A 21,718-nucleotide genomic window follows, 5' to 3' on the forward strand; every position below is an offset into this window, starting at 1 on the left:
AGGCGCGGTGTCGCATGCAGAACTCTCTTGAGGGGATCACTGTCGTAGCCGTGGAGCAGGCCGTGGCCGCGCCTTACGCGTCCTCTAGGCTGGCGGATGCCGGTGCCCGGGTGATCAAGATCGAACGGCCCGAAGGAGACTTTGCCCGGAGCTACGACAAGTTGGTCCGAGGGCAGAGTGCTTACTTCGTCTGGCTTAATCGCGGTAAGGAATCGGTATGTCTGGACCTGAGGTTGGAGGCGGACCGCGAGGTCCTCGATACGCTCATTGCCGCTGCTGACATCTTTATCCAGAATCTGAAGCCGGGCAGCGTCGAAAAACTAGGTTTCGGCTCTGCTGACCTGCGTCGCCGATTTCCGCGCCTGATAACCTGTGACATCTCGGGTTTCGGTGACAAAGGGCCTTATTCACACTTGAAGGCCTATGATCTCATCGTTCAAGCCGAAACAGGTCTGTGTGCGATCACCGGCAACCAGCAAGGGCCCGCACGTGTCGGGGTCTCGGTCTGTGACATCTCAGCGGGCATGACAGCGCACAGCGCCATTCTTCAGGCGATGTATCACCGCGAGGTCACCGGCGAAGGGACCAGCATTCAGGTGTCACTGTTCGATGCTGTCGCTGAGTGGATGAATGTTCCGGTTCTGCAAAACGACTATAGCAACTACCACACGGAACGCGCCGGTGTTAAACACCCGTCTCTGGCGCCATATGGCGCCTATCGTTGTGCCGATGGTAAGGACGTCATCTTTTCGGTTCAGAATGACCGCGAATGGGTGAGTTTTTGCGAGAAGTTCCTCAAGCAGCCGGAACTTACACGCGCACTTGGTTTTGCCGATAATATGGAGCGCCTTAGCCACCGTGCGCAACTTGATAAGATCATTGAACGGCGGTTCTCTGAACTATCCTGCCAGGTCGCAATGCAGGAGCTTGAGGCGGCCGGACTGGCATATGGCCGACTGAGCGAAGTGGCGGATGTTTCAAAACATCCACATGTCCGCAGAGTCGAGATTGGCACGCCTGAAGGAAGCGTCGAAACCATCGCGCCGGCGGCAATTTTCAATTATGAGCAACCTTCGCTACGCCCAGTTCCGGCTCTTGGCGCTCATACTGAGGCTGTCCGCGAGGAGGTTGAGGGGCTCTTGCGCAACAGAGCGGCGTCAGCGTGAGCGCGCGTCTAAGCTGTGTACCTCGGATCATCTCAGCGCGTCGGCCATCCAGCAAGCCCACCGCCATCACGCTCGCTAAGATTGATTGCAGAGGTGACTCCATGATGGCGGACACCCTTCCGTCAGTTGAAACCGAGATGTCTGTACCACGTTGGAGGTCCCTGCTCTTCGTACCTACTCACGTACCGCGCTTTGTGGAGACGGCCCATGAGCGGGGTGCGGATGGCCTCATTCTCGACTTGGAGGATTCCGTTCCTCAGGATCAGAAGGGTGAGGCACGCGACAGCTTGCTGAATGCGTGGCCTAGGTGGCCGGAAAGGCGCTTTTGTTTTGGTCCGCGTTAATCATGGTTTGCGCGCTTTGGCGGCCGGTCTCAATGCAGCCGTGATAGCGGGTGTTGACGCAGTGGTTCTTCCGAAGACCGATTCGGCAGAATGGGTGTCAGAGATCGCGAATGCAGTTTCAGAACTTGAACGGGAAAGAAATCTTCCGCTGGGACGCATCCGGTTCCTTGCCCAGATCGAGACCCCAGGCGCCTTGCAACGGCTACCATTGCGTTGGCGCATCCCAGGATAGCCGCAATGGCGCTTAGTCCCGAAGCCTTCAGTGCCGCTGTGTCGGCGGCTCCCCTAAGTTCGACCTTCTGTTGGCGCCGAACCTTTCTGTTTTGTTTGCCGCCCGTGCGGCCGACTTGCTCCTACTGGGCTTCGTAGGGAGCACAAGTGGTCATATTCAATGAGGCATTCTCGCCAAGCGCACAAGAACTCGAGGGCCCATCGTGTGGTCGCGGCGCAACCGATTTCTCGGCCCGGGGCCAGAGGTGCTTTCGCCTTGGACGGCAAGCTGGTCCATGCTCCGGTCATTCGAAGCGCCATCGGCGAGTTCTCCGATTGCGACGCGTGCGCGGCGGCTTGGCTTTGTCGGGGCCTTGGCGATCCATCCGACAATCATCGCCTCGGGCGCGCGAGCCGAGCTGGACGTTTAGAGACCTTCGCCAACTGATTAGAAGCGGGCGAGACATCACAAAAGCCCCCAATTGCGTCGCCCGAGGGTCTCTGCAGCGTGGCATAATTATTGCTGTCGCGCCATCGCATTTCGAGATAGATTATATAAATCGGAGTTGGCCCTCGGAAGAGTACCCGTGGAAATCAGGCAGTTAAGATATTTCGTCGGCGTGGTTGAAGCAGGCAGTTTTACGAAGGCCGCCGGCTTCCTCAATGTCGCCCAGAGTGCGCTGAGCCTACATGTGCGCCAGCTGGAGGAAGGTTTCGGCACCCAGTTGCTAATACGCGATAGGACCGGCGTGAGTGTCACGGCGTCGGGAGCCAAACTCCTCGATCGGGCGCGGGCGATTCTCAGGGAAATTCGACTTACCGAGGTGGAATTGACCAACTCTCCTGCCTCCCCGGCGGGTGAGGTGACTATTGGCATTCCGTCTGGAGCTGCTCGAGTCCTAAGCGGCCCGCTGCTTGATTCGGTAAGAAACGAACTGCCCAAAGTTTCCCTTAAGATGGTTGAGGGCATGACTGGACCGCTGGAGGAGTGGATGGCTGCTGGACGCTTCGATTTGGCAGTTCTCTACCGCACCACGGACAGTGTGGGCCGAATGACAGTCTTGGCGCGCGAAGACCTCTGTCTGGTGGTGCCATCAGGTGAGCCGCCTTTCGAGGAGTCGATATGTCTGGCGGACCTGCATGCGTTCCCGTTGGCGGTTCCCATGCGCAATAACAACGTCAGGCGCTCGGTGGCTGACGTCGTCGCACAACACGGCTGCGCCTTGGATGTCAAGGTTGAAGTGGACTCGCTCTCGACGATCATCAACATGGTCGTAGAGGGAAAAGCCCATTCTATTCTGGCCCCGTCCGCGGTCCAGAAAGAAGCCTCTCAAGGGCTGGTGCGGACCGTCAAGATCGTCGATCCGGTGATTACCCGCTCGGTTGTGCTTGCTGTAAATTCCAAAGATGAGCGTTCTGCGGCCGTCTCCGCGGTCCGCAAGCTCATCCCCAGGGTCGCCAGAGAATTAATTGAGAACCGGGGCTGGGCAGCCGCGGCTCCTGACGCGGCCTGACAGCCGTCGATCTATAAAGCACGACCTTTTTTGCCGTTGGATTAGATCGATCTGGATTCCAGATGGATTTCGGCATTAATCGATATTTGACCCGCCGCGACCGTCGCGATGAAACTAGCTTAAGCGAGTTGCCGGTTTCAACGTTCGAACGGCACTCGCATGGCTGGAATTCACCACAAGTGGAGCACGCGATGTCCAACGCCAGGAGCCACGAGCTCTTCATTAACGGCAAATGGCGGGCCGGTGGTAGCAGACCCACATTGCCGGTGATTAATCCGGCAACGGAGAAGGTATTTGCCTCGGTGACCTCGGCCACGGTGTCGGATCTGGATGAGGCCCTGGCTTCGGCAGAACGCGCCCGCAAGGCTTGGTCTTCACGGCCTGCAAAAGAACGTGGCGAGATCTTGGTAGCAGCGGCAAGAATCTTGGCAACGAAGATTGAATCAGCAGCCAGGGACCTGACGGCCGAACAAGGAAAGACGATTCCCGAAGCGACAGGTGAGTACACGCGTGCCGTCGAAACGCTGGAATGGAACGGCAGGCATGCCGAAGAGTTGTCGGCCCCTATTCCGATGGGGCCGAACCGGATGATCGTCCCGGAGCCGCTTGGCGTCGTTGCTGCCTTTACGCCCTGGAACTATCCGGCCGTTCTCATCGCCCGCAAACTCGCCCCGGCGCTGGCGGCAGGCTGCCCGGTGATCCTCAAAGGGGCTGAAGAGACACCGAGCGTGGCTGTCCATATCGTTGAATCATTGCGCCAAGCAGGCATCCCCGACGGCGTGGTCAATCTTGTCTTCGGTGTTCCGGTGCACATATCGCGGTATCTGCTCAGTTCGCCAATTGTGAAGGTGTTGACTTTCACGGGCTCCACGGCGGTTGGAAAACAGCTGGCCGCACTAGCGGCGAATAACTTGCAGCGTTGCATTCTTGAACTCGGTGGGCACTCTCCGGTTATAGTGTGCGAGGATGCGGACCTTCCAAAGGCCATACAGGCGATCTCGGAATACAAGTTCGAGTGTGCGGGCCAGAGCTGCAATGCCCCCAGCAGGATCCTCGTCGCGCGGCCACTCTACGACGAATTTCTGTCCCGGATGACGGAGGCGGTCCGCAAAATCAGGATCGGCCTACCAGACGACGCTGCAACGGACATGGGTCCGATGGCGAACGCGAGGCGAATCGAGGCCATGCAGCGCCTAACCAAAGATGCGGTCGAACGCGGCGCCCGCATCGAGACCGGTGGCGCCTGCCTCGACCGACCAGGCTTTTACTGGCCGCCAACCATCCTGACGGCCGTGCCAAAGGATGCCAGAGTGCTTCATGAAGAGCCCTTCGGACCGATCCTCACGGTGGCGCCGTTCGAAGGCATCGAAGAGGCAATCGAAGAAGCCAACGCGACTGATTACGGCCTGGCCGCGTATTTGTTCACTGGCGCTGCCGACGCGCAACAGATGATGATCAACGGCCTTTCGGCAGGCGCTGTCAGTGTGAATTACCTGAAGGGGGTTTCCGCGGACGCGCCTTACGGAGGCGTCAAGCAAAGCGGCTATGGATACGAGGGGGGCGAGCAGGGGGTGCGAAGCTTTCAAATCCTCAAGATGGTAAATGGCCTCGGATCATTTGGATAAGTTTTCGTGGGTAGAACACGGACCATCGCCGGCAAGGATATCACAAGGAGCGTTGCCGACGCCCTTCAGTACATCTCGTTCTACCATCCTCCAGATTACATCCGATCTCTTTCGCAGGCCTATGCGGGCGAACAGAGCCCTGCGGCGAAGAATGCCATGGGACAGATTCTGCTGAACTCCCGCATGGCAGCCTTCGGGCGGCGGCCGATTTGCCAGGACACCGGCCTTGTGGTGGTCTTCGCGAAGGTCGGCATGGACGCCCGGATCAAATCAACGGTCAGTTTCGCCGACCTTGTAAATGAGGGCGTCCGTCAGGCCTATCTCGACCCTGACAATCCCCTTCGGGCATCGATCGTTGCCGATCCGCTCGCCGGACGGGTCAACACCCGTGACAACACTCCAGCGGTCATCCATGTCGACCTTGTACAAGGGAACCAGATTGAGATCACCATCGCCGCAAAAGGCGGCGGGTCGGAGAATAAGGCACGCTTTACCACCTTGAACCCCAGCGGGTCTGTTTCCGATTGGGTGGTTGACACAGTGTCGACGCTTGGCAGTGGGTGGTGTCCGCCCGGCCTGATCTCCGTTGGCATCGGTGGTAGCGCTGAAAAGGCTATGCTGCTGGCTAAGGAGGCCATGAACCGCCCCATTGATATGGCGGAAGTGATCGCCAGGGGGGCGTCGAGCGAGGAGGAGGCACTGCGGATTGAACTTTATGAACGGATTAACGCGCTGGGCATCGGCGCTCAGGGCCTTGGTGGCCTGACGACAGTCGTCGATGTCAAGGTTGCGACTTATCCTACCCATGCGGCGTCCAAGCCCGTGGCGCTCATTCCGCAATGCGCCGCCAACCGGCACCTGAAGTTTACCTTGGATGGCTCTGGACCAATCAGGCTGGAGCCGCCCGATTTGTGCGAATGGCCCGACATTGGAACCGAGGAATTGAGTCCAGCAGGTGTACGAAGAGTCAACCTCGGTGGGTTGACCAAGGAAGAGACGGCATCGTGGCGCTGTGGTGAAACGCTCCTTCTGTCCGGAAAAATGCTGACAGGCCGTGACGCCGCCCACAAGCGAATGGTCGAGTTGATCGACGCCGGCAAGCCGCTTCCGTTCGATCTGCAGGGACGCGTAATATACTACGTTGGACCCGTCCGCGCGGTGAGAGATGAGGTCGTCGGACCGGCTGGCCCAACAACCTCCAGCCGCTTGGACGATTTTATGGACAAGGTGCTCGCCGAAACCGGACTTTTCGCGATGGTGGGCAAAGCGGAGAGGGGACGGGCGGCCATCGAGTCGATCGTAAGTTACAAAACGCCGTATCTCATCGCAGTAGGGGGGGCTGCCTACCTGATATCAAAATCGATCAAGTCAGCGCGGCTCGTTGCCTTTGAAGACCTGGGCATGGAAGCAGTCTACGAATTCGAGGTGCAGGATATGCCTGTCATAATGGCTGTCGATGTTGAGGGAAACTCCATTCACAATTCCGGGCCTCTTGAGTGGCGCAAGCGCATGGCGGCGGACAGCATCGCACGCAACATTGGCGTTTGAGCCTTCCCACCCGGCTCGGTTGGTTGGCGTCAATTCATTGTCGACAACGGCTAAGAGCAGAAGGTCATGAAGTCGAAACCCAATCCTGCGCGCCTGGACGCTTGGGACTTCCGCATTCTCTCAGTGATTCAGTCGGACGGCCGGATTTCAAAAAGCGAGCTTGCAAAACGCGTTCATCTTTCGGCGTCGGCCTGTTCGGAGCGGCTCCGTGCACTTGAGGTCGCAGGGATTATTGAGGGATTTCACGCGCGACTGAGTCCGGCCCTCATCGGCGGTATGGTCTTCGTCATGGTGGAGGTCGTATTGGATCGTCATCGACTCGAGGACCAAAGACACTTCGAGACTGCGATCCAAGAACATCCGGAAATCCTGGACTGCTGGGCTATCGGCGGGCGCATCGATTATCTAATGCGCGTCGCATCTCTTTCCATGGCCGCGTATCAGGGTTTCATGGAGGGCCTGCTGCAGGCGGGCTTGGGAATCGATCAATATTACAGTCTTGTCGTGACCAAACCGGTGAAATCCAATTCGCCGATCCCCTTGTCCGCACTGAGGCAGCGGTGAACGCCGAGGCCTTGGTTCCACGGCGTTTTACCTCAATTCCGCGAAATTGTCGGCTAAAGACGTGCATTCCCGCGAAATTCGAGCGACGTATGCGGTATGCTATTTCTAGAGAGGCGGCTGGCCGAGTGCCCCGCCGACTTGGCGAAGAGAGGGACCATGCGCTTGAGCAATCTGGGAACCGAGCAACTCAGAGAGAAGGATCGAAGCTTCGTCTTTCATCCCTCTACGCATCTGGCCAAGCACAGCCGAGGCGAGACTCCAAATCGGATCATGGCCGGTGCGGAAGGCGTGTACATCTGGGATACAGAAGGCCGGAAGAGCCTCGACGGTTTCGGTGGGCTCTACTGCGTCAACATGGGATATGGCTGCACGGAAATTGCCGAGGCCATTGCCAGGCAAGCACGCGAATTGCCGTTCGCCCATGTCTATGCAAGTCAAGGAACAGAGCCAGTCGCCCTCTTGGCAGAGGCCGTGGTCGAGTATTTTGGGAAGAACATGCGAAAGGTCTTTTTCGGCCTTTCCGGCTCTGACGCCAACGAAACCAACATCAAGCTGGTCTGGTACTACAACAACATTCTGGGCCGCCCTGAAAAGAAGAAGATTATCTCGCGACATCGCGGCTATCACGGGTCTGGGCTGGTCACCGGGAGCCTGACGGGCCTTGCCTTTTTTCATAATTTCTTCGACCTGCCGCTGGACTTGGTACGCCATACCACGACGCCGCACTACTATCGCCAAGCGCATGACGGCGAATGTGAGCAAGCGTTCTCGAAACGCTGCGCGGATGAACTTGAAGCTCTTATCCTCGCTGAGGGCCCCGAGACCGTTGCAGCTTTTATCGGAGAGCCCGTGCTTGGGACAGGCGGCATCGTTCCGCCCCCAAAAGCATATTGGGCCGCTATCCAAGACGTGCTCGACAAGTACGATATCCTCCTCATCGCCGACGAAGTGGTCTGCGGGTTTGGACGAACCGGTGAGAAATTCGGTTCCCACCTCTATGGCATGCGGCCGGACTTCGTGACCATCGCCAAGGGTTTGAGTTCGGCCTACCTGCCCATCTCGGGATCAATCATTGGCGACCGCGTCTGGTCGGTCTTGGAACAAGGAACAGAGAAGCACGGTGCCCTCGGCCATGGCTGGACATATTCGGGTCACACGCTTTGCGCTGCGGCCGCGCTCGCCAATATTCGACTCCTAAAGGAAAGAAATATTCTGGAGCATGTAGGCGATGTCGGACCGTATTGGCATGCACGCATGAACGCCGAACTGGCGGGACACCCCATTGTCGGTGAGGTTCGTGGTGTCGGAATCCTCTCCGCCGTAGAGCTGATGCGAGATCCAAAGCAGAGGATACCGTTTGAATCCGATCTTCAAGTCGGCGTTCGCGCCGCCGCTGCTCTGTTCGAGTACGGTGTCATCGGGCGCTCCATGCCGCACGGCGATATCCTCGGCTTTGCCCCGCCTTTGATCATCACCCGAAAGGAGATCGACATAATCGTCCACGCAACCGCGAAATCCATCGAGACGACCTACCGCGCGCTGAAGGCCGAGAATGCGATATGAACAGAGCGCCAACGGAAGCGTGCCCCCGGGTTGACGCCGTCCCGGATAACCAACGTGGTGCTCCCTGGGATGAACTTTCCCAGGTACCAGACATTTGACGTCATCCTCGCATTACGACTGGTCGCGCATTGACGTTCATTGGTGAAGACGGGTTGACAGCGCATTTCACGCCGAGCCGACCGAAACTCCTTGACTTGAAGCCGTGAGATTCTAAGCATGCTTCAGACTTCCATCAAGCGGTGACCAAATCAGTTCTGCCGCCGCTGTCCTGTTGCCCAACGACCGGGGCGTGTTGCGCGGCGCGCCCTGCCGGTGTACCTCCCCGCCGGCGGGGCGCCTTTTTTGAGCCGCTGAATCTGCGTGATTGTAGCGCGTCCGCAAACGACAGTTGGAGAACGAGGTGGCATGCACCTGCTTTCATATGATCCAAGGTCCGGAGAGTAGTCACCGCGGTGACTTTTCTCCAGCGTCGAATCTCGTGGGCAAATCTTCTCGCCGTAGCTTGCTAAGTTCCAGGTTTAGCTGAAACAGCCGCAGGACAAAATGCAGCTCGTCTTCGAAACTTTGCTGGACCAGTTGTCTTTAAGTGTTGATGAAGTCGACTTTCATAACGCACTCGCCAGCGCCGCCGGCGCCTTCGACATTCCCGCATTCGCCTATCTGTCTCTGGTGTCTGATCGCGTCACAGAACCCAGGCTGATATCGAACTATCATTCCGGTTGGACGTCGCACTACATGCGCCAACAATATGAAAGGATCGACCCGGTCATAGAATGGGCACGATGCAGCGAATGTCCCTTTCAGTGGGGACCGGGATTCGGCCATACCGGGATTTCAACGCGACAGCAACAGCTTTTCGACGAGGCTGCCGAATTCGGCATCTGCTGCGGACTGACGATTCCACTTGTCGATCGCCGCGGCGGTGTCGCTGCGATGACCTTCGCGGCAGACAGGCTCGATCCGACCTTCCTGCGCATCGCCGAACAATATGAACAGGCGCTCGAGATTATGGCGACGTGCTTTCACATTGGAGTTCGCCGCAAGCTTTCGCAGGGTTTGGCGGTGGATGGCGTTTCGCTGACTCCCCGCGAGTACGAATGCCTGCAATGGACGGCACGGGGCAAGTCCGCCTGGGAGATCGGCTGCATCTTGGGGGTCAAGGAGCGTACGGCCGCTTTCCATCTGGACAATGCCAAGAAGAAGCTCGGCGTGCGCACCAAAAATCAGGCGGTGACGCTGCTGGCCTCCTCACGATCATCAATCCTCTGAGGAACAGAATTCTCTTTGATCAACCTGTGCAAATATCCGGCCTTCCAGCGTGACTCGAGGCAAGCGCTTGAGCATGCTGAATTTGCAGAAAGGCGCTTCGGCGTAGAAGTGCTGAGATCGTCGCTCGATCTCATGCAGTGGGGTGTTTCGCAGGCTCATTGAGGCGCGATGCGGTTGTGTCCTTGTGCTCCCGCCACTTGCCCCCATGGTCCTGCCGGTCGTTGCGGAGCATTGCCATATCGGGCGGCAATCGTGATCACGGCGGACGGTCGTCAGCACGTAAGACTGCGAAACGCTCACCGGGACCTCCAGCTTGTCGTGGACGGCGCGGAAGTTTTGCTCCCGTTCGGCTTTCTGTCGACGCGATTCCGGCACGCGATCGGATGAGGCAGCAGCTGAATGCGTTCGAATGCCTCAATGCTCCTCACGCCCGAACCGTGCCAGCTGTCTGCGCTTTGTCCAAGGCGCTTGCCGGCTGGCTAAGTGGTGCATCGCACCGTGAAATCACAAGGGCCCGGTTGGGCCGGCAATGCGTCCAGGCCGACTGGCCGAATCGCAATCACCTTCGCGATCGCATCCGCCGTGCCGTCCGGCGCGGTGACATGCTCATGGATCGTGGCAATCAGGATTTCCTTGTCTAAAAAGTGATCGGAAGAGCTAACTTGGAGCCGGTCAGCGCCCGAACAGTTCTTTGTATCCAGTCGTAACCATCCAGTTTGCCCGATCGAGATGGCTGCGAACCGCCATTCGGGCGCGCTCGGGCTCTCGCATTGGATCGATGCCGAGGACGAGGTACGCCATCTCTTCTTCGTTGGCATCGTCGGCGGATGCGTCCAGGAGCCTCATGTAGATCGTGAAGTGCTCGTTGTCGTAAGCGGTCAGGCGGTCCGACCAAGGGACTTGGTCTTGAACCTTGGGTTTCATCGTGACCTCCTGCTGTTCGGGTTTTTCGTCATCGGATTGGGCGAGACATCTCCTCGTTGGGCTAATCATACCGAATAGGAACGATCGTTCCTAGAACGATAGTTCCGGTTCTGGTCCTTTCCTGCCATGGACCTCAAGGAGGTCATGGCGATCAATATGCGTCGTTTGCGCCATGATCAGGACCTGACGCAGGAAGAATTGGCTGCCCGCGCAGAGTTGAGCATGCGCTATGTCGGCTCGATCGAGCGTGCTCGGGTTTCTGCAAGCGTCAGTGTGCTCGGCCAGCTCGCAAAAGCACTTGCCGTTGATCCTTGTGAGTTGATTAGGCCGCGGCAATGACAAAGGCGATCCGGCCCATCCTGGATTGACGAGCTCGATTTTGACGGCGTGCAACCGGACGCCGGTGAACTGAACCCGTTTTCTTTGACATGGGTCCAGACCAGCCATTCGCACCTTGGCGCAGCTTGCGATACCTATAGGGCCGACCAGCTATAGTTATTGTCAGACCGCATCCGGAAGTCGCGATCCTGACCTCAGGTAGTTCGGGCCAGAGTCGGTGCTCGTGCGAGTTGCTCCTAATTTGTAGAGCGTACTCCGTGGTAAAATCCTCAACAAGAGGGCGGCCGAATCCGAGAGGTCTTTGCCCCCAATCTGCGTAGGCTTCGCGAGAAAAAGAAGCTGTCGCAGAGGCGCTGGCACATGAAGCCGGTGTTGATTGAACCTACATCACCGCTCTTGAGCGCAGTGTATATGCTGCTACCATCGACATGGTCGAGAAGCTCGCTACGGTGCTGGAGGTTGAGCCGGCAACGATGCTCGATCCGCGATCTGAACAAGCACCGTCTGATGCCGAAATGCCTTCGATCGCCCCGCCAACGCCGGCTGCTGGAACAGCTGATAACGGCGCCCAAGAACAACGGCTTAACCCACTTTAAGGTTGCCTAAGTGCTTCACCGCCCGCAGTCTTCCGTGGCCAAGTAAGAGCGCGGTGAACGTCGCATGGAATCGTTGAGTTCCTCGACGTAGCGGAAACGCTCGAAACCGACCTGCGAGGATCTCGGACATAATGCGTCGCTTACGTGACCGATAGCTCGTGCTGTTCGTGGCTTGAGCGACCAACGTCATCGAAATCGCATGTCTGATTTGCTGCCCCCGGCCGATGGTTCGGGCAATGACAATGTGGATAAACTAAAGCCGTCCTCCGCTGACCTCCGCGCATAGATATCCGCAAGCTGGTCGGACGAAATGCACGCTGGATCAGTGAGAAGGCCGCTTGGGGCAGGAGCAAATTGCCGAGAACTTCGGCGTCAGCCAGCAGTACATCAGCGGGCTGGAGGAGGCCAAAAGGAACCCAATTATCGTCACGCTTTATGAACTGGCAGAAGCCCCCCGTGTCAGCCACACCGATCTGGTGCGACCTGACTGACCAGGATTAAGCGCTGTTTGGAAATGCCGCCGACGCGCCGCGGATTTCGACCGCATCCGTCGTTTAGATGATGCTGAGCACCTCGGATACCTGCCGCGCAAGGGGTTTGTCGTTTGATTGTCGCGGCGGGTCAATCAGGAGCGAAGTTTCCTGGCGTTCCGTATGACGCGGGGCGACCGAGCCGTGCTTTCCTCGGATGGCCTCGCGCCGCCGGTGGCTCTCGACGTTCCGCTCGAAGATGCCCGGTGGTGCACGCCTTTCCGATCGTCGGGCGAGCCAAGATGCTCGCCCTTGCCCACAAGTACGGTCTACTATAAGCCTCGGCCGGTTTCAGCCGAGGACCTGGCGCTGATGCGCCGTCGACGAGTTTGCATCTCGACTACCCCTTCGCCGGGGCGCGGATGCTTCGGGCGCTGCTGCGGCGAGCCGGTGATCGAGCGACCGACCGGCGATGGTGACGCCGGCGCCGCTCATATCGGTGAAGTCCGACAGGCCAACGCAGCCGGGCTCGTGCAGCTGCCGGAAGATGACTTCCTGTTACCGCGCGCCAGGGTCGAGGCGCTCGATCGTGCGCCGCGCGCCAGCCGGACCGCGAAACGTGGCGCATGCGGCGGCACGCGAAGTGTCGATGACACTGTCGGATTCCTTTTGCGTCGACCGCTATCGCGACGAGTTCCTCGAGCTGATGCGTTCGGGCACCTTCGACATCGTCTTTGCCAACAGCCACGAGATCAAGTCGCTCTACCAGACTGCTTCCTTCGAGGAAGCGCTCGCCGCCATCCGCAAGGATTGCAAGATCGCTGCCGTCACCCGTCCCGAAAAAGGCTCCGTCATCGTGCGCGGCGACGAGACCGTCATCCTCGAGGCGACGAAGATCAAGGAACTGGTCGACACGACCGGAGCCGGCGACCTCTATGCCGCAGGCTTCCTCTACGGCTACACGATCGGCCACAGCCTTAAGGATTGCGGCGATCTCGGCTCGCTGGCGGCCGGGCTGGTGATCCAGCAGATCGGCCGCGCCCGCGCCAGAATCTGCGCCGCGAGGCCGAGCAAGCGAGATTGCTATAGCAGCAAGATCGTATGAGGTGGTGGATAGCGACCTGCGTTGTTAGCAAAGTCAGGTCGCTAGATCCACACCTTACGCTGGAGGCAAGCATGCCCGTTGCAGCTCTCCAATCCGAAGCGCCTACCGCTATCGGTGCCGATTTGGCGTAATCTTAGTCTCGTCGGAACTGAGTCGCTCGAAATGCTTGATCCCCTCGTTGTCGCCAGGTAGTGGGCGAGAAGATGTCGAACCACTCGGTGGTGGCCCCGGCGACGGCGCCGGACTGCTGGGGCGATTGCCGAGCTCAAGAGGAACGCGCAGGGGCGGAACAGACAGTGCTTTCCGATCATCGTGAGGAGGCCGGGCTCGATCCCTTCTGGATCAATCGGATGTTGGAGAAGGAAGGGATCGAATTCACGTGGTCACGGCCCCGATTGCGAGTTCGCGCTGACACCGCCGCGCAAAGACCGACCAGGATCGACGGTGAAGCGCCGGTCCGCGCGTTGCTGGCCTACAAGCGAGGGGACCCACGGGTGTCTGCGATGCTCCGGGTGCCGGCGCCCGAGGAGAAGGACCGTCGCCGCATCATGCGAGCGCAAAGGTCTTGACGAACGAGCGCATGCGTCACGTCAACCGCATCAAAGGCCTGCTGTTCACAGGGCGTGTCCGGCCATCCACGCGCCATTCGGCATCGGTCAATTCTTGAGGGCGGGGCGTTTGCCAGTCGGCCCGTGACCGATATGAGATCGCACTGTCTGCCATTTGCATAGTTCTTGCGATAGATATCGACTGAAGTGATCTTCATGGTGGGTAGCGTCCCGTTGTGCGGGCTTAGTCAATAATTACGCTTGCTTGACCAAGCACGTCGGGGTCCGGATTGACGCCGATCCCCGGCCCCTCAGGCGGCGAGATCTTACCGCCACTCCGCGCGGGTGCACCCGGGTCCAGGCGAGGCGCAACATACCCTGACAGGTCGCAGGTGTTCAAAAGCCGGCTTACGGGGGTGGCGGCGGCCAAGTGCAGCAATGCGCCAGTGCTCACATCAGAACCCCACGCATCTTCGATGCACATCTTGGCGCCGAAGTGCAAGCACAGGTCGCGTAAACGGCGAAGTGCACTAAGTCCGCCTGATTTGGAGAGCTTCAACGCGACTGCATCCATGCAGCCGAGATTGTAGGCATGTAACAGGGAGCCAGTGTCATAGCCGTTTTCATCAATCTTCATCAGGAGGCCTGTGGCAGCCCGAACTGCTGCGCACTCTTCCAAGGTCGAGCAAGGCTGTTCCAGCATGATGTCGAGTGACGCGACGGCTTTGCCAACGCGGGTCGCGTCTAGTCGGCTCGCCCCGCAATTCCAGTCCCCGTAGACGAGAGGACCGGGACCAACCGCCTCGCGCACTTGGCGAAGGCGCGCTACATCGGTTTCCCAATTGTTGTCGGTACCCAACTTGACCTGGAACTGCCGCATCCCTTGAGCCAATGCCTCCCGCGCGATGCGCGCCATTTCGTCCGGTCCAATACACGTTATTGAATGATACAGCGGCATGCGTAGTGCCTGCCGTCCGCCGAGAAGGGAGTAGAGGGGCAATTTTGCGACTTTGCCTGTGATGTCCCAAAGTGCGAGGTCTATGGCGGATTTCGCGTAAACGTGCCCCTGCAGCCATGCGTCGAGCTTGCTCATCAAGGCCTCGGGTCCGACAGGGTCGGCTCCGATGAGAACAGGCGCCATATATTCAATCGCCGGGCGGACACCCTCGGCATACGCGGGCAGATAGTGTGGGATCGGGCACACTTCGCCCCACCCCGAGATGTCCTCATTGGTATCAACGCGAACCAATACCGATGTCACGATATCGCAAGTCTTTCCGCCGGCCATGTGATAAGGAACATGGCTGGTTAGGGGAACTTCCCAGACCACGATTCGGGCTATTTTCATGCTGATCCTCGTCCAAGAATGAGGGCATTGAACCCATCGGTTCAATGCTGCGGAAACACACAGTGCACCGGGGGAGGGTACCGTGGGAAGACGAGTCCCCCGAAAAATACGGGCCGCCGGGTGATCGGCTGTCCGCGGTTTCTACTCCCTGAACCAAGCGCGCTCGGCCAGACGAGCACCGGCCATCGAGCGAACGAGATCAGGACCGGCGGCGCCATCGACCTTGGTGCTGTAGCCATCCAACGAAGCAGGGAACGCGAAGATGCAATTGCCGCCGTCCTGGCTGCAGATCGCCTGCATTTCCTGATAAATCGATCGACGCTTGTTCACGTCGAGCTCCGTGCGGGCGCTTTGCAGCATTTGGCCGAAGCGGTCGTTACACCACCTCGTTTCATTCCAGGGAGCGTTGCACTTGAACGCAAGCGAGAACATCATTCCGGGCGTAGGCCGTGTCCCCCAATAGGTCGTGAAGTACGGCCGCTTCATCCAAATGTTGGACCAATATCCATCGTCTGGCTCTCGCTTGACGATGAGATTGATACCGGCGGCTCGCGCTTGCTCGGCCATCAGAACAGCTGAATCGACGGCGCCCCCGAAGGCGGCGTCCGCAGCACTAAGTTCCACATCGAGCGACGAGAGCCCGGCCTTCTTCAAATGCCATTTCGCCTTATCCGGATCGTACTTGCGTAGCGGCAAGGCCTTATTGAAAAACGGATCGTTGCTCGCAATCGGTTGGTCATTGCCGACTTCCGCAAAACCGGAGAAAATGCTCGCCACCAGCTTTTCGCGGTCAATTGCGTATTTGATTGCCTCGCGGACATTGTTGTCCGTATACGGCTTGTTGCTGATGTCCATGGCGCTGCCAACGTAGGCACCGCCAACCGTCTCCACGATTTTCAGCTGCTTGTTTCGCTTTACCAACTGAACGATCTTCGGCTCGATCCGATCAACCGCGTCCACAGCGCCTGTGGTTAGGGCGTTGGCTCGAGCCGTAGCGTCATTGATGTAAGTGAATTCCACGCCATCGAACCAGGCGCGATCGGCTTTCCAGTAGTTCGGATTGCGGTGGGCACTAAGCGTCACACCCGGCTGGAATTTGTCGAGGATATAGGGTCCCGTCCCAATAAAAGTGCTCCAGTCTTTGAACCCCTCGGGTACGATCTGAAGGTGGAAATCGCCGAGGATAACAGGAATGTCGACGTCACCGGTCTTGTGTTCAATGACAACGACGTTGTCCCCGTCGGCACGGATGTCCGCAAAATCCTCAAGGAGGCCCTTTGCCGCCGACTTAGAGTCAGCTGCAGTATGCCTTTTGAGGGAGTAGACCACATCGGCTGAAGTCAGCTTCTTGCCATTCGTGAATTCCACGCCTTTGCGCAACTTGAACGTCCACGTCTTGGCGTCTTTGCTGGCCTCCCAGCTCTCTGCAAGCTCCGGAACTGGGCTCTTGTCCGGCGCGAGCTCGACTAGATTGTTTCCGAAAAGCCATCCACAGGCATAGTTGGGATCGGAAAAGTAGGACATGGGATCAAGGCTATCGGCGGTTGCGCCCTGAGAATAGCCTATGCGTAAGGTCCCTCCTCGCTTAGGGGTCGAGGCCGAGGCCCGGCCGCCGTGCAAGCTGACGCTTGCAATCGCCGCGGCGCCGGCGACGAGCAAGGTTCGCCGCGTCGGACGCCATGACAAGTGACCATTCATGGAAATTCTCCCATTATACCCCACCCTGTTTCACCGCTGTTTATGGGGCGAAAAACAGCAGCGCTTTGATAAGCATGCCAACGGAGGTCTTCCCGGCTTATTCATTTTGTTCAACGTCCGCTGATTGACGAAGGTACGATTGTTTTATTAATCTGTCCATACAAAAACATTTGTGCCATAACTGTTGGCGGAGGAACCATTGGGAAACATTCCAAAGCTGATAGCCAAGCGCCTCGGGCTGGGGATTTTTGTCCTATGGGTGGTGTCGCTTATTATCTTCCTCGGGGTATCCCTGCTTCCCGGAGATGTGGCGACCGAAATCCTGGGCCAGTCAGCGCTCCCTGAAACGGTCGCTGCCTTTCGACACGAACTGGGGCTCGATCTGCCCCTTCACATCAGATATGTGCACTGGCTCGGTGGATTGCTTAAGGGAGATCTCGGACACTCCCTCGCAAATGGGCGCGCCGTCTCACAGTTGATAGGCGAGCGGCTAGGCAATACCTTGTTCCTGGCCGGCGTTGCGGCCTGCTTCTCTGTACCGGTGTCCCTCCTCTTGGGGTTGCTCACGGCGCTTTATCGCGGGTCGGTTTTCGACCGGTTCACGAACGCGGTCACACTCACATGGATCTCATTTCCTGAGTTCTTCGTCGCGTACATCCTGATCATGTTCTTCTCCGTCCAGGCGGGCTGGTTTCCCAGCCTGTCGACGATGAGAGAAGGCGACAGCTTTACCCATTCCCTCTACTTAGTGACGTTGCCGGCACTGACGCTCACTCTGGTCGTCACCGCGCATATGATGCGCATGACACGCGCGGCAATTATCAGCGTTCTGGGCAGCCCGTTTATAGAGATGGCAAAGCTGAAAGGCATTGGCCAGCGGCGGGTCATTGTGTGGCATGCGCTACCCAATGCCCTTGCACCGATTATCAACGTCGTGGTGATCGATCTGGCCTACCTCATTGTAGGCGTTGTGGTGGTCGAAGTTGTATTCGTCTATCCGGGACTCGGGCAGCTGATGATCGACGCCGTTCAGCGTCGCGATATTACGGTGGTTCAAGCCTGCAGCCTAATCTTTGCAGCCACTTACGTTTTGCTGAACATGTTCGCCGACGTGTTGGCGATTGCGACCAATCCGAGGCTAATGTACCCCAAATGAGTACTCCCGCTGATCATTCCCCACCGCTGAACATAGCCCCGGCCGACCGGCCTCATCGCCAGGATCCCGGCCGCTTTAGGGCATTGCTCGCAGGCCTTCGCCAGGCGCCTCTAAGCGCCTGGTTCGGTCTTGTCATCGTGGCAGTCTACGTCGTGGTTGCGCTATTTGCGTCCGTGATCGCCCCATACGGGGAAGGCCAGGTGGTTGGTTCGCAGTTCGATCCGTGGACCGCCCAGTATCTATTGGGTACCGACAATCTGGGTCGGGACACGCTGTCGCGATTAATATACGGCGCACGAAACACCGTCGGCATCGCGTTTCTAACGACATCGCTTGCCTTTCTTATTGGCGGCGGCGCAGGGCTTGTTGCGGCTGTGGTCGGTGGTTGGGTCGACCAGGCCCTGGCGCGACTGATAGATATCCTCATGGCAGTCCCGCAGCTGATTTTCGCCTTGCTGCTGCTTACGATTTTTGGTGCGTCGGTCACTTCGTTGGTTTCGATTATTGCCGTGCTCGACGCGACGCGCGTCTTTCGCCTGGCGCGCGCGGCGGGAATGAACATCGCGGTGATGGATTATGTGGAGGTGGCGCGCTTGCGGGGTGAGGGGCTGATCTGGATACTCTCGCGAGAGGTGTTGCCGAACATTTTGCCTCCGCTCGTAGCCGAGTTCGGTTTGCGTTTTTGCTTCGTTTTTCTCCTGATTAGCTCCCTTTCGTTTTTGGGCATCGGCCTGCAGCCGCCCACGGCAGACTGGGGCTCCATGGTGAGGGACAACGCAATTCTTATCACCTACGGTGATGTCACCCCACTGTTGCCCGCCGCCGCCATTGCCCTTCTGACGGTCGGGGTAAATTTTTTGGTGGACTGGTTTCTGCACGAGACGAGCGGTTTAGATGACGAAACTTGATAGCGTCCGCGGCACCAAAGGCGACGTCGTACTGGACGTGAAAGGCCTTCGAATCCGGGCCAAAAGCAAAGCCGGTTGGGCCGAGATCGTCAAAGGGATTGATCTCACGCTGCGACGCGGTGAGATACTTGGTCTCATCGGCGAATCCGGGGCCGGCAAGTCGACGATAGGGCTTGCAGCGCTCGGGTATGTTAAACCCGGTTGCCGGATCACGGATGGGACCATCCTTTTCGCCGGCGAAGATTTAAGCGAACTTTCCGAGGCAGAATTGCGCCGGCTACGAGGCGTGAGGATCGCTTACGTCGCTCAGTCGGCGGCAGCTGCCTTCAATCCAGCGCACAGGCTTATTGATCAATACACCGAAGTTGCCGTCGTTCATGGTATTCGCGATGCTGCGTCCGCGCGCGCTGAGGCAGTAGAACTTTATCGAAAGCTGCATCTGCCCAATCCGGAGGCCTTCGGCGAGCGCTTCCCGCACCAGGTTTCCGGCGGCCAGTTGCAAAGGGCGATGGTGGCGATGGCGTTGGCTTGCAAGCCGGATATCATCGTCTTCGACGAGCCCACGACCGCCCTTGACGTAACCACCCAAATCGAGGTGCTGGCAGCGATCAAGGATGTCGTCCGCGACTTCCATACCGCCGCGATCTATATCACCCATGATCTGGCGGTCGTCGCCCAACTCGCCGATCGCATCATGGTACTCCGGCACGGCGACCTGGTCGAAGAAGGCAATACCCGGCAGATCTTGGAACAGCCTTCGGCCGACTATACCCGCCAGCTACTGGGGCGTGATCCTCCAAAAAGCGACACAACGACCGCAAGTCAAAAGATCCTAACGGTCTCCTCCGTCGATGCCGCTTACGGCTCGATAAAGGTCCTCCATCACGTCAGCCTCTCCGTAGGGGAGGGCACCACAGTAGCGGTGGTGGGTGAATCAGGCTCAGGAAAATCAACGCTCGCCCGCGTCGTCACCGGCCTGCTGCCGTGCAGCAAAGGTGCCCTTATGTTCGATGGCAGATCGATTGACTCCTCGCTCAGACGCCGCAGCCTGGATTTACGGCGACGCATCCAGCTAGTTCACCAAATGCCCGACACATCGTTGAATCCGCGCCACCGGGTGCGGGAGGTGCTTGGGCGGCCATTGACCTTCTACCACGGGCTCATGGGGCGCCTTCGCACAGCACGCATCATTGAGCTGCTTGAGCAGATTGAGCTCGATCTCACTTTTCTGGATCGCTTTCCTGAAGAGCTCTCAGGTGGCCAGAAACAGCGCTTGTGCATCGCGCGGGCGTTAGCCGCGAAGCCCGATCTGATCATTTGTGATGAGGTAACATCGGCCCTCGATCAATCGGTGGCGCAGGGCGTCCTTAGGCTGTTGATGGACCTGCAAAAGAATCTGCGGGTTTCATATTTGTTCATCACGCACGACTTGCAGACCGTTAGAGCTATCGCAGACGAAGTCGTTGTCATGAATCAAGGGCGCATCGTTGAGCAGGGCCCGAAGGACGAGTTCTTCGCCCCTCCACATCATCCTTACACGCAACTCCTGCTAACCTCGGTTCCGCAGATGGACCCGGACTGGTTGGACTCGATCCGAGAAACCCGTGCAGCGCTGGCCAGAGCGATGAGCCTGGCCTGACAGGCTTCAAGCGGCGGCGGCTTAAGTTACAGGGGCCGATAGCTTCCTAGGTTGGAGACACGCGGCTATTGCGTAGTGACCACGATGTTTCCAACGTGCTGCTTATCCATAAACGCCTGCTGTGCGCGGCCAAGCTCTCGCAGAGGGTACTGCGCTGCCAGAAGAGGCTTCAGCAGTCCCTGCTCAATGAGGCCTACAAGTCGCTTGGCCGTGCCAGGTGGCACAATGGTTGCGCCAGTGAGTTGCAGATCCTTGTAGATGAGCTGTCGCAAATCGAACTCGACCCTAGGCCCTGAAATGGCGCCAGAGCTGGAATACCGTCCTCCTTGGCGTAACGCTTCAATGAGATGACCGAAACTCTTGCCTCCGACAACATCAATCGCCACATCGACCGGACCGCCCACCGCTGATCGGATTGCGTCAGAAAGAGCAGGTGTGTTTCGATCGACTACGGCATATGCGCCGAGTTCCTTAAGGCTGGCCACCTTCGACGGGCTAGCAATAGCAACGACCCGTGCTCCGCGCAGTCGACACAGCTGCACCGCAGCTGACCCTACTCCGCCCGAAGCTCCCGCAATCACCACTGTCTCACCGGGGCGAAGATCGGTTCGCGCCACCAGGTTCTCCGCCGTCGTGTACGCGCACGGGAATGTTGCAAGCTCGGCGTCGGAAAGGTCGGTATTGATACGCAGCGCATTGCCGGAGCGTGCCACTGTAAATTCGGCAAAGCCGCCGTCGCACTCCGATCCGAAATAGATCGCGTTGGCAAGGTCCATCCAATCACCTGCGCCAAGCAACCAGGGATCCACTATAACCCGCTCCCCAATTCGCGCAGAGTCCACCCCCGCGCCGACGCCGACGATGGTGCCAGCGACGTCAGCGCCTTGGATCAATGGGAATCGAACCGGCGCACCACCCCAGCTTCCTTCCTCTGATCGAGCATTGGCAAAGCCATTGCTGCCGGTCGATGGCGTGATTCCGTCTGTCACCGATTTGGAGTACCAAGCTGTGCGAGTGTTGATGTCCGTGTTGTTCAAACCACAGGCGCCGACTCTGATCAGAACCTGCCCATAGGTCGGAACCGGAATTGGCCAATCTTCACGATAGTGGAGTTTATCCAGGCCGCCATGGCCAGTCAGGACAACGGCTCGCATTACGGATTGTGAACTCACGCGATTCTCCCG

General features: G+C 58.4%; 18 protein-coding genes and 5 pseudogenes. 19 read left to right on the forward strand and 4 right to left on the reverse strand.

Annotated features, from left to right (window positions below; all coding sequences use genetic code 11):
* The first annotated feature begins 14 nt into the window (after nucleotides 1–14).
* The 10 genes from CK220_RS10745 to CK220_RS10785 all read left to right on the forward strand — a co-directional run bounded on the left by CK220_RS10745 (nucleotide 15) and on the right by CK220_RS10785 (nucleotide 10,444).
* Nucleotides 15–1,166, forward strand: coding sequence for a CaiB/BaiF CoA-transferase family protein (locus CK220_RS10745; protein ID WP_095811519.1), 1,152 nt, complete (start codon nucleotides 15–17; stop codon nucleotides 1,164–1,166).
* Nucleotides 1,167–1,303: 137 nt separating this feature from the next.
* Complete coding sequence (locus CK220_RS32770; protein WP_280952725.1) at nucleotides 1,304–1,510, forward strand: aldolase/citrate lyase family protein; 207 nt, start codon at nucleotides 1,304–1,306, stop codon at nucleotides 1,508–1,510.
* Nucleotides 1,461–1,742: an aldolase/citrate lyase family protein gene (locus CK220_RS32775; protein ID WP_280952720.1), complete on the forward strand. Its 282-nt coding sequence runs from the start codon at nucleotides 1,461–1,463 to the stop codon at nucleotides 1,740–1,742. Before CK220_RS32770 ends, CK220_RS32775 begins: the two co-directional genes overlap by 50 nt.
* Before the next feature lie 565 nt (nucleotides 1,743–2,307).
* Nucleotides 2,308–3,234 (forward strand): LysR family transcriptional regulator, encoded by a 927-nt coding sequence (locus CK220_RS10755; protein ID WP_095811709.1) that lies wholly within the window; start codon nucleotides 2,308–2,310, stop codon nucleotides 3,232–3,234.
* Nucleotides 3,235–3,425: 191 nt separating this feature from the next.
* Nucleotides 3,426–4,859, forward strand: a complete 1,434-nt coding sequence (locus CK220_RS10760; RefSeq protein WP_095811520.1) for an aldehyde dehydrogenase family protein — start codon at nucleotides 3,426–3,428, stop codon at nucleotides 4,857–4,859.
* A 6-nt stretch (nucleotides 4,860–4,865) separates the two neighbouring features.
* Entirely contained in the window at nucleotides 4,866–6,407 is a 1,542-nt protein-coding gene (locus CK220_RS10765; protein WP_095811521.1) for a fumarate hydratase, read from the forward strand.
* Between the two features lie 66 nt (nucleotides 6,408–6,473).
* A complete protein-coding gene (locus CK220_RS10770) occupies nucleotides 6,474–6,971 on the forward strand; it encodes an Lrp/AsnC family transcriptional regulator (protein ID WP_095811522.1) in 498 nt (165 codons plus the stop codon).
* Between the two features lie 156 nt (nucleotides 6,972–7,127).
* Complete coding sequence (locus CK220_RS10775; protein WP_095811710.1) at nucleotides 7,128–8,534, forward strand: aminotransferase; 1,407 nt, start codon at nucleotides 7,128–7,130, stop codon at nucleotides 8,532–8,534.
* 543 nt (nucleotides 8,535–9,077) lie between these two features.
* Entirely contained in the window at nucleotides 9,078–9,803 is a 726-nt protein-coding gene (locus tag CK220_RS10780; RefSeq protein WP_095811523.1) for a LuxR family transcriptional regulator, read from the forward strand.
* 383 nt (nucleotides 9,804–10,186) lie between these two features.
* The gene (locus CK220_RS10785) at nucleotides 10,187–10,444 is read left to right on the forward strand and encodes a DUF2285 domain-containing protein (RefSeq protein WP_245429098.1); all 258 of its coding nucleotides are present in this window, start codon (nucleotides 10,187–10,189) and stop codon (nucleotides 10,442–10,444) included.
* A 31-nt stretch (nucleotides 10,445–10,475) separates the two neighbouring features.
* Here the strand turns inward: CK220_RS10785 and CK220_RS10790 are convergent, their stop codons facing one another.
* Complete coding sequence (locus CK220_RS10790) at nucleotides 10,476–10,727, reverse strand: DUF2285 domain-containing protein (RefSeq protein WP_095811711.1); 252 nt, start codon at nucleotides 10,725–10,727, stop codon at nucleotides 10,476–10,478.
* 126 nt (nucleotides 10,728–10,853) lie between these two features.
* On the opposite strand from CK220_RS10790, the gene CK220_RS10795 reads away from it, so the two are divergent.
* The 6 genes and pseudogenes from CK220_RS10795 to CK220_RS32395 form a co-directional block, all read left to right on the forward strand.
* A complete protein-coding gene (locus CK220_RS10795; protein ID WP_095811524.1) occupies nucleotides 10,854–11,066 on the forward strand; it encodes a helix-turn-helix transcriptional regulator in 213 nt (70 codons plus the stop codon).
* A 288-nt stretch (nucleotides 11,067–11,354) separates the two neighbouring features.
* Nucleotides 11,355–11,560, forward strand: a pseudogene (locus tag CK220_RS32390) (helix-turn-helix transcriptional regulator); the annotation flags it as partial.
* A 384-nt stretch (nucleotides 11,561–11,944) separates the two neighbouring features.
* Nucleotides 11,945–12,153, forward strand: a pseudogene (locus tag CK220_RS10805) (helix-turn-helix transcriptional regulator).
* 263 nt (nucleotides 12,154–12,416) lie between these two features.
* Nucleotides 12,417–12,584, forward strand: a pseudogene (locus tag CK220_RS31360) (IS3 family transposase); the annotation flags it as partial.
* 167 nt (nucleotides 12,585–12,751) lie between these two features.
* Nucleotides 12,752–13,221: pseudogene (locus CK220_RS10810) on the forward strand (adenosine kinase); the annotation flags it as partial.
* A 312-nt stretch (nucleotides 13,222–13,533) separates the two neighbouring features.
* A pseudogene (locus tag CK220_RS32395) lies at nucleotides 13,534–13,856 on the forward strand (IS110 family transposase); the annotation flags it as partial.
* Between the two features lie 173 nt (nucleotides 13,857–14,029).
* On the opposite strand, the gene CK220_RS10820 reads toward CK220_RS32395, so the two are convergent.
* Together CK220_RS10820 and CK220_RS10825 are read right to left on the reverse strand one after the other, a co-directional pair.
* Entirely contained in the window at nucleotides 14,030–15,133 is a 1,104-nt protein-coding gene (locus tag CK220_RS10820) for a mandelate racemase/muconate lactonizing enzyme family protein (protein ID WP_095811526.1), read from the reverse strand.
* A 141-nt stretch (nucleotides 15,134–15,274) separates the two neighbouring features.
* A complete protein-coding gene (locus CK220_RS10825; RefSeq protein WP_095811527.1) occupies nucleotides 15,275–16,831 on the reverse strand; it encodes an ABC transporter substrate-binding protein in 1,557 nt (518 codons plus the stop codon).
* Between the two features lie 199 nt (nucleotides 16,832–17,030).
* Here CK220_RS10825 and CK220_RS10830 point away from each other — a divergent pair, with 199 nt between their 5' ends.
* The 3 genes from CK220_RS10830 to CK220_RS10840 all read left to right on the forward strand — a co-directional run bounded on the left by CK220_RS10830 (nucleotide 17,031) and on the right by CK220_RS10840 (nucleotide 20,534).
* A complete protein-coding gene (locus CK220_RS10830; RefSeq protein ID WP_095811712.1) occupies nucleotides 17,031–17,987 on the forward strand; it encodes an ABC transporter permease in 957 nt (318 codons plus the stop codon).
* Nucleotides 17,988–18,124: 137 nt separating this feature from the next.
* Nucleotides 18,125–18,895: an ABC transporter permease gene (locus CK220_RS10835; protein ID WP_348629657.1), complete on the forward strand. Its 771-nt coding sequence runs from the start codon at nucleotides 18,125–18,127 to the stop codon at nucleotides 18,893–18,895.
* Nucleotides 18,882–20,534 (forward strand): ABC transporter ATP-binding protein, encoded by a 1,653-nt coding sequence (locus CK220_RS10840; RefSeq protein WP_095811529.1) that lies wholly within the window; start codon nucleotides 18,882–18,884, stop codon nucleotides 20,532–20,534. The genes CK220_RS10835 and CK220_RS10840 overlap by 14 nt, the downstream gene beginning before the upstream one ends.
* Before the next feature lie 65 nt (nucleotides 20,535–20,599).
* Here the strand turns inward: CK220_RS10840 and CK220_RS10845 are convergent, their stop codons facing one another.
* Nucleotides 20,600–21,706 carry an alcohol dehydrogenase family protein gene (locus CK220_RS10845; protein WP_095811530.1) on the reverse strand — a complete coding sequence of 369 codons (1,107 nt, stop codon included), beginning with the start codon at nucleotides 21,704–21,706 and terminating at the stop codon, nucleotides 20,600–20,602.
* Between the last annotated feature and the right edge of the window lie 12 nt (nucleotides 21,707–21,718).

The organism is Mesorhizobium sp. WSM3860, assembly GCF_002294995.1.
Taxonomy (GTDB): domain Bacteria; phylum Pseudomonadota; class Alphaproteobacteria; order Rhizobiales; family Rhizobiaceae; genus Mesorhizobium.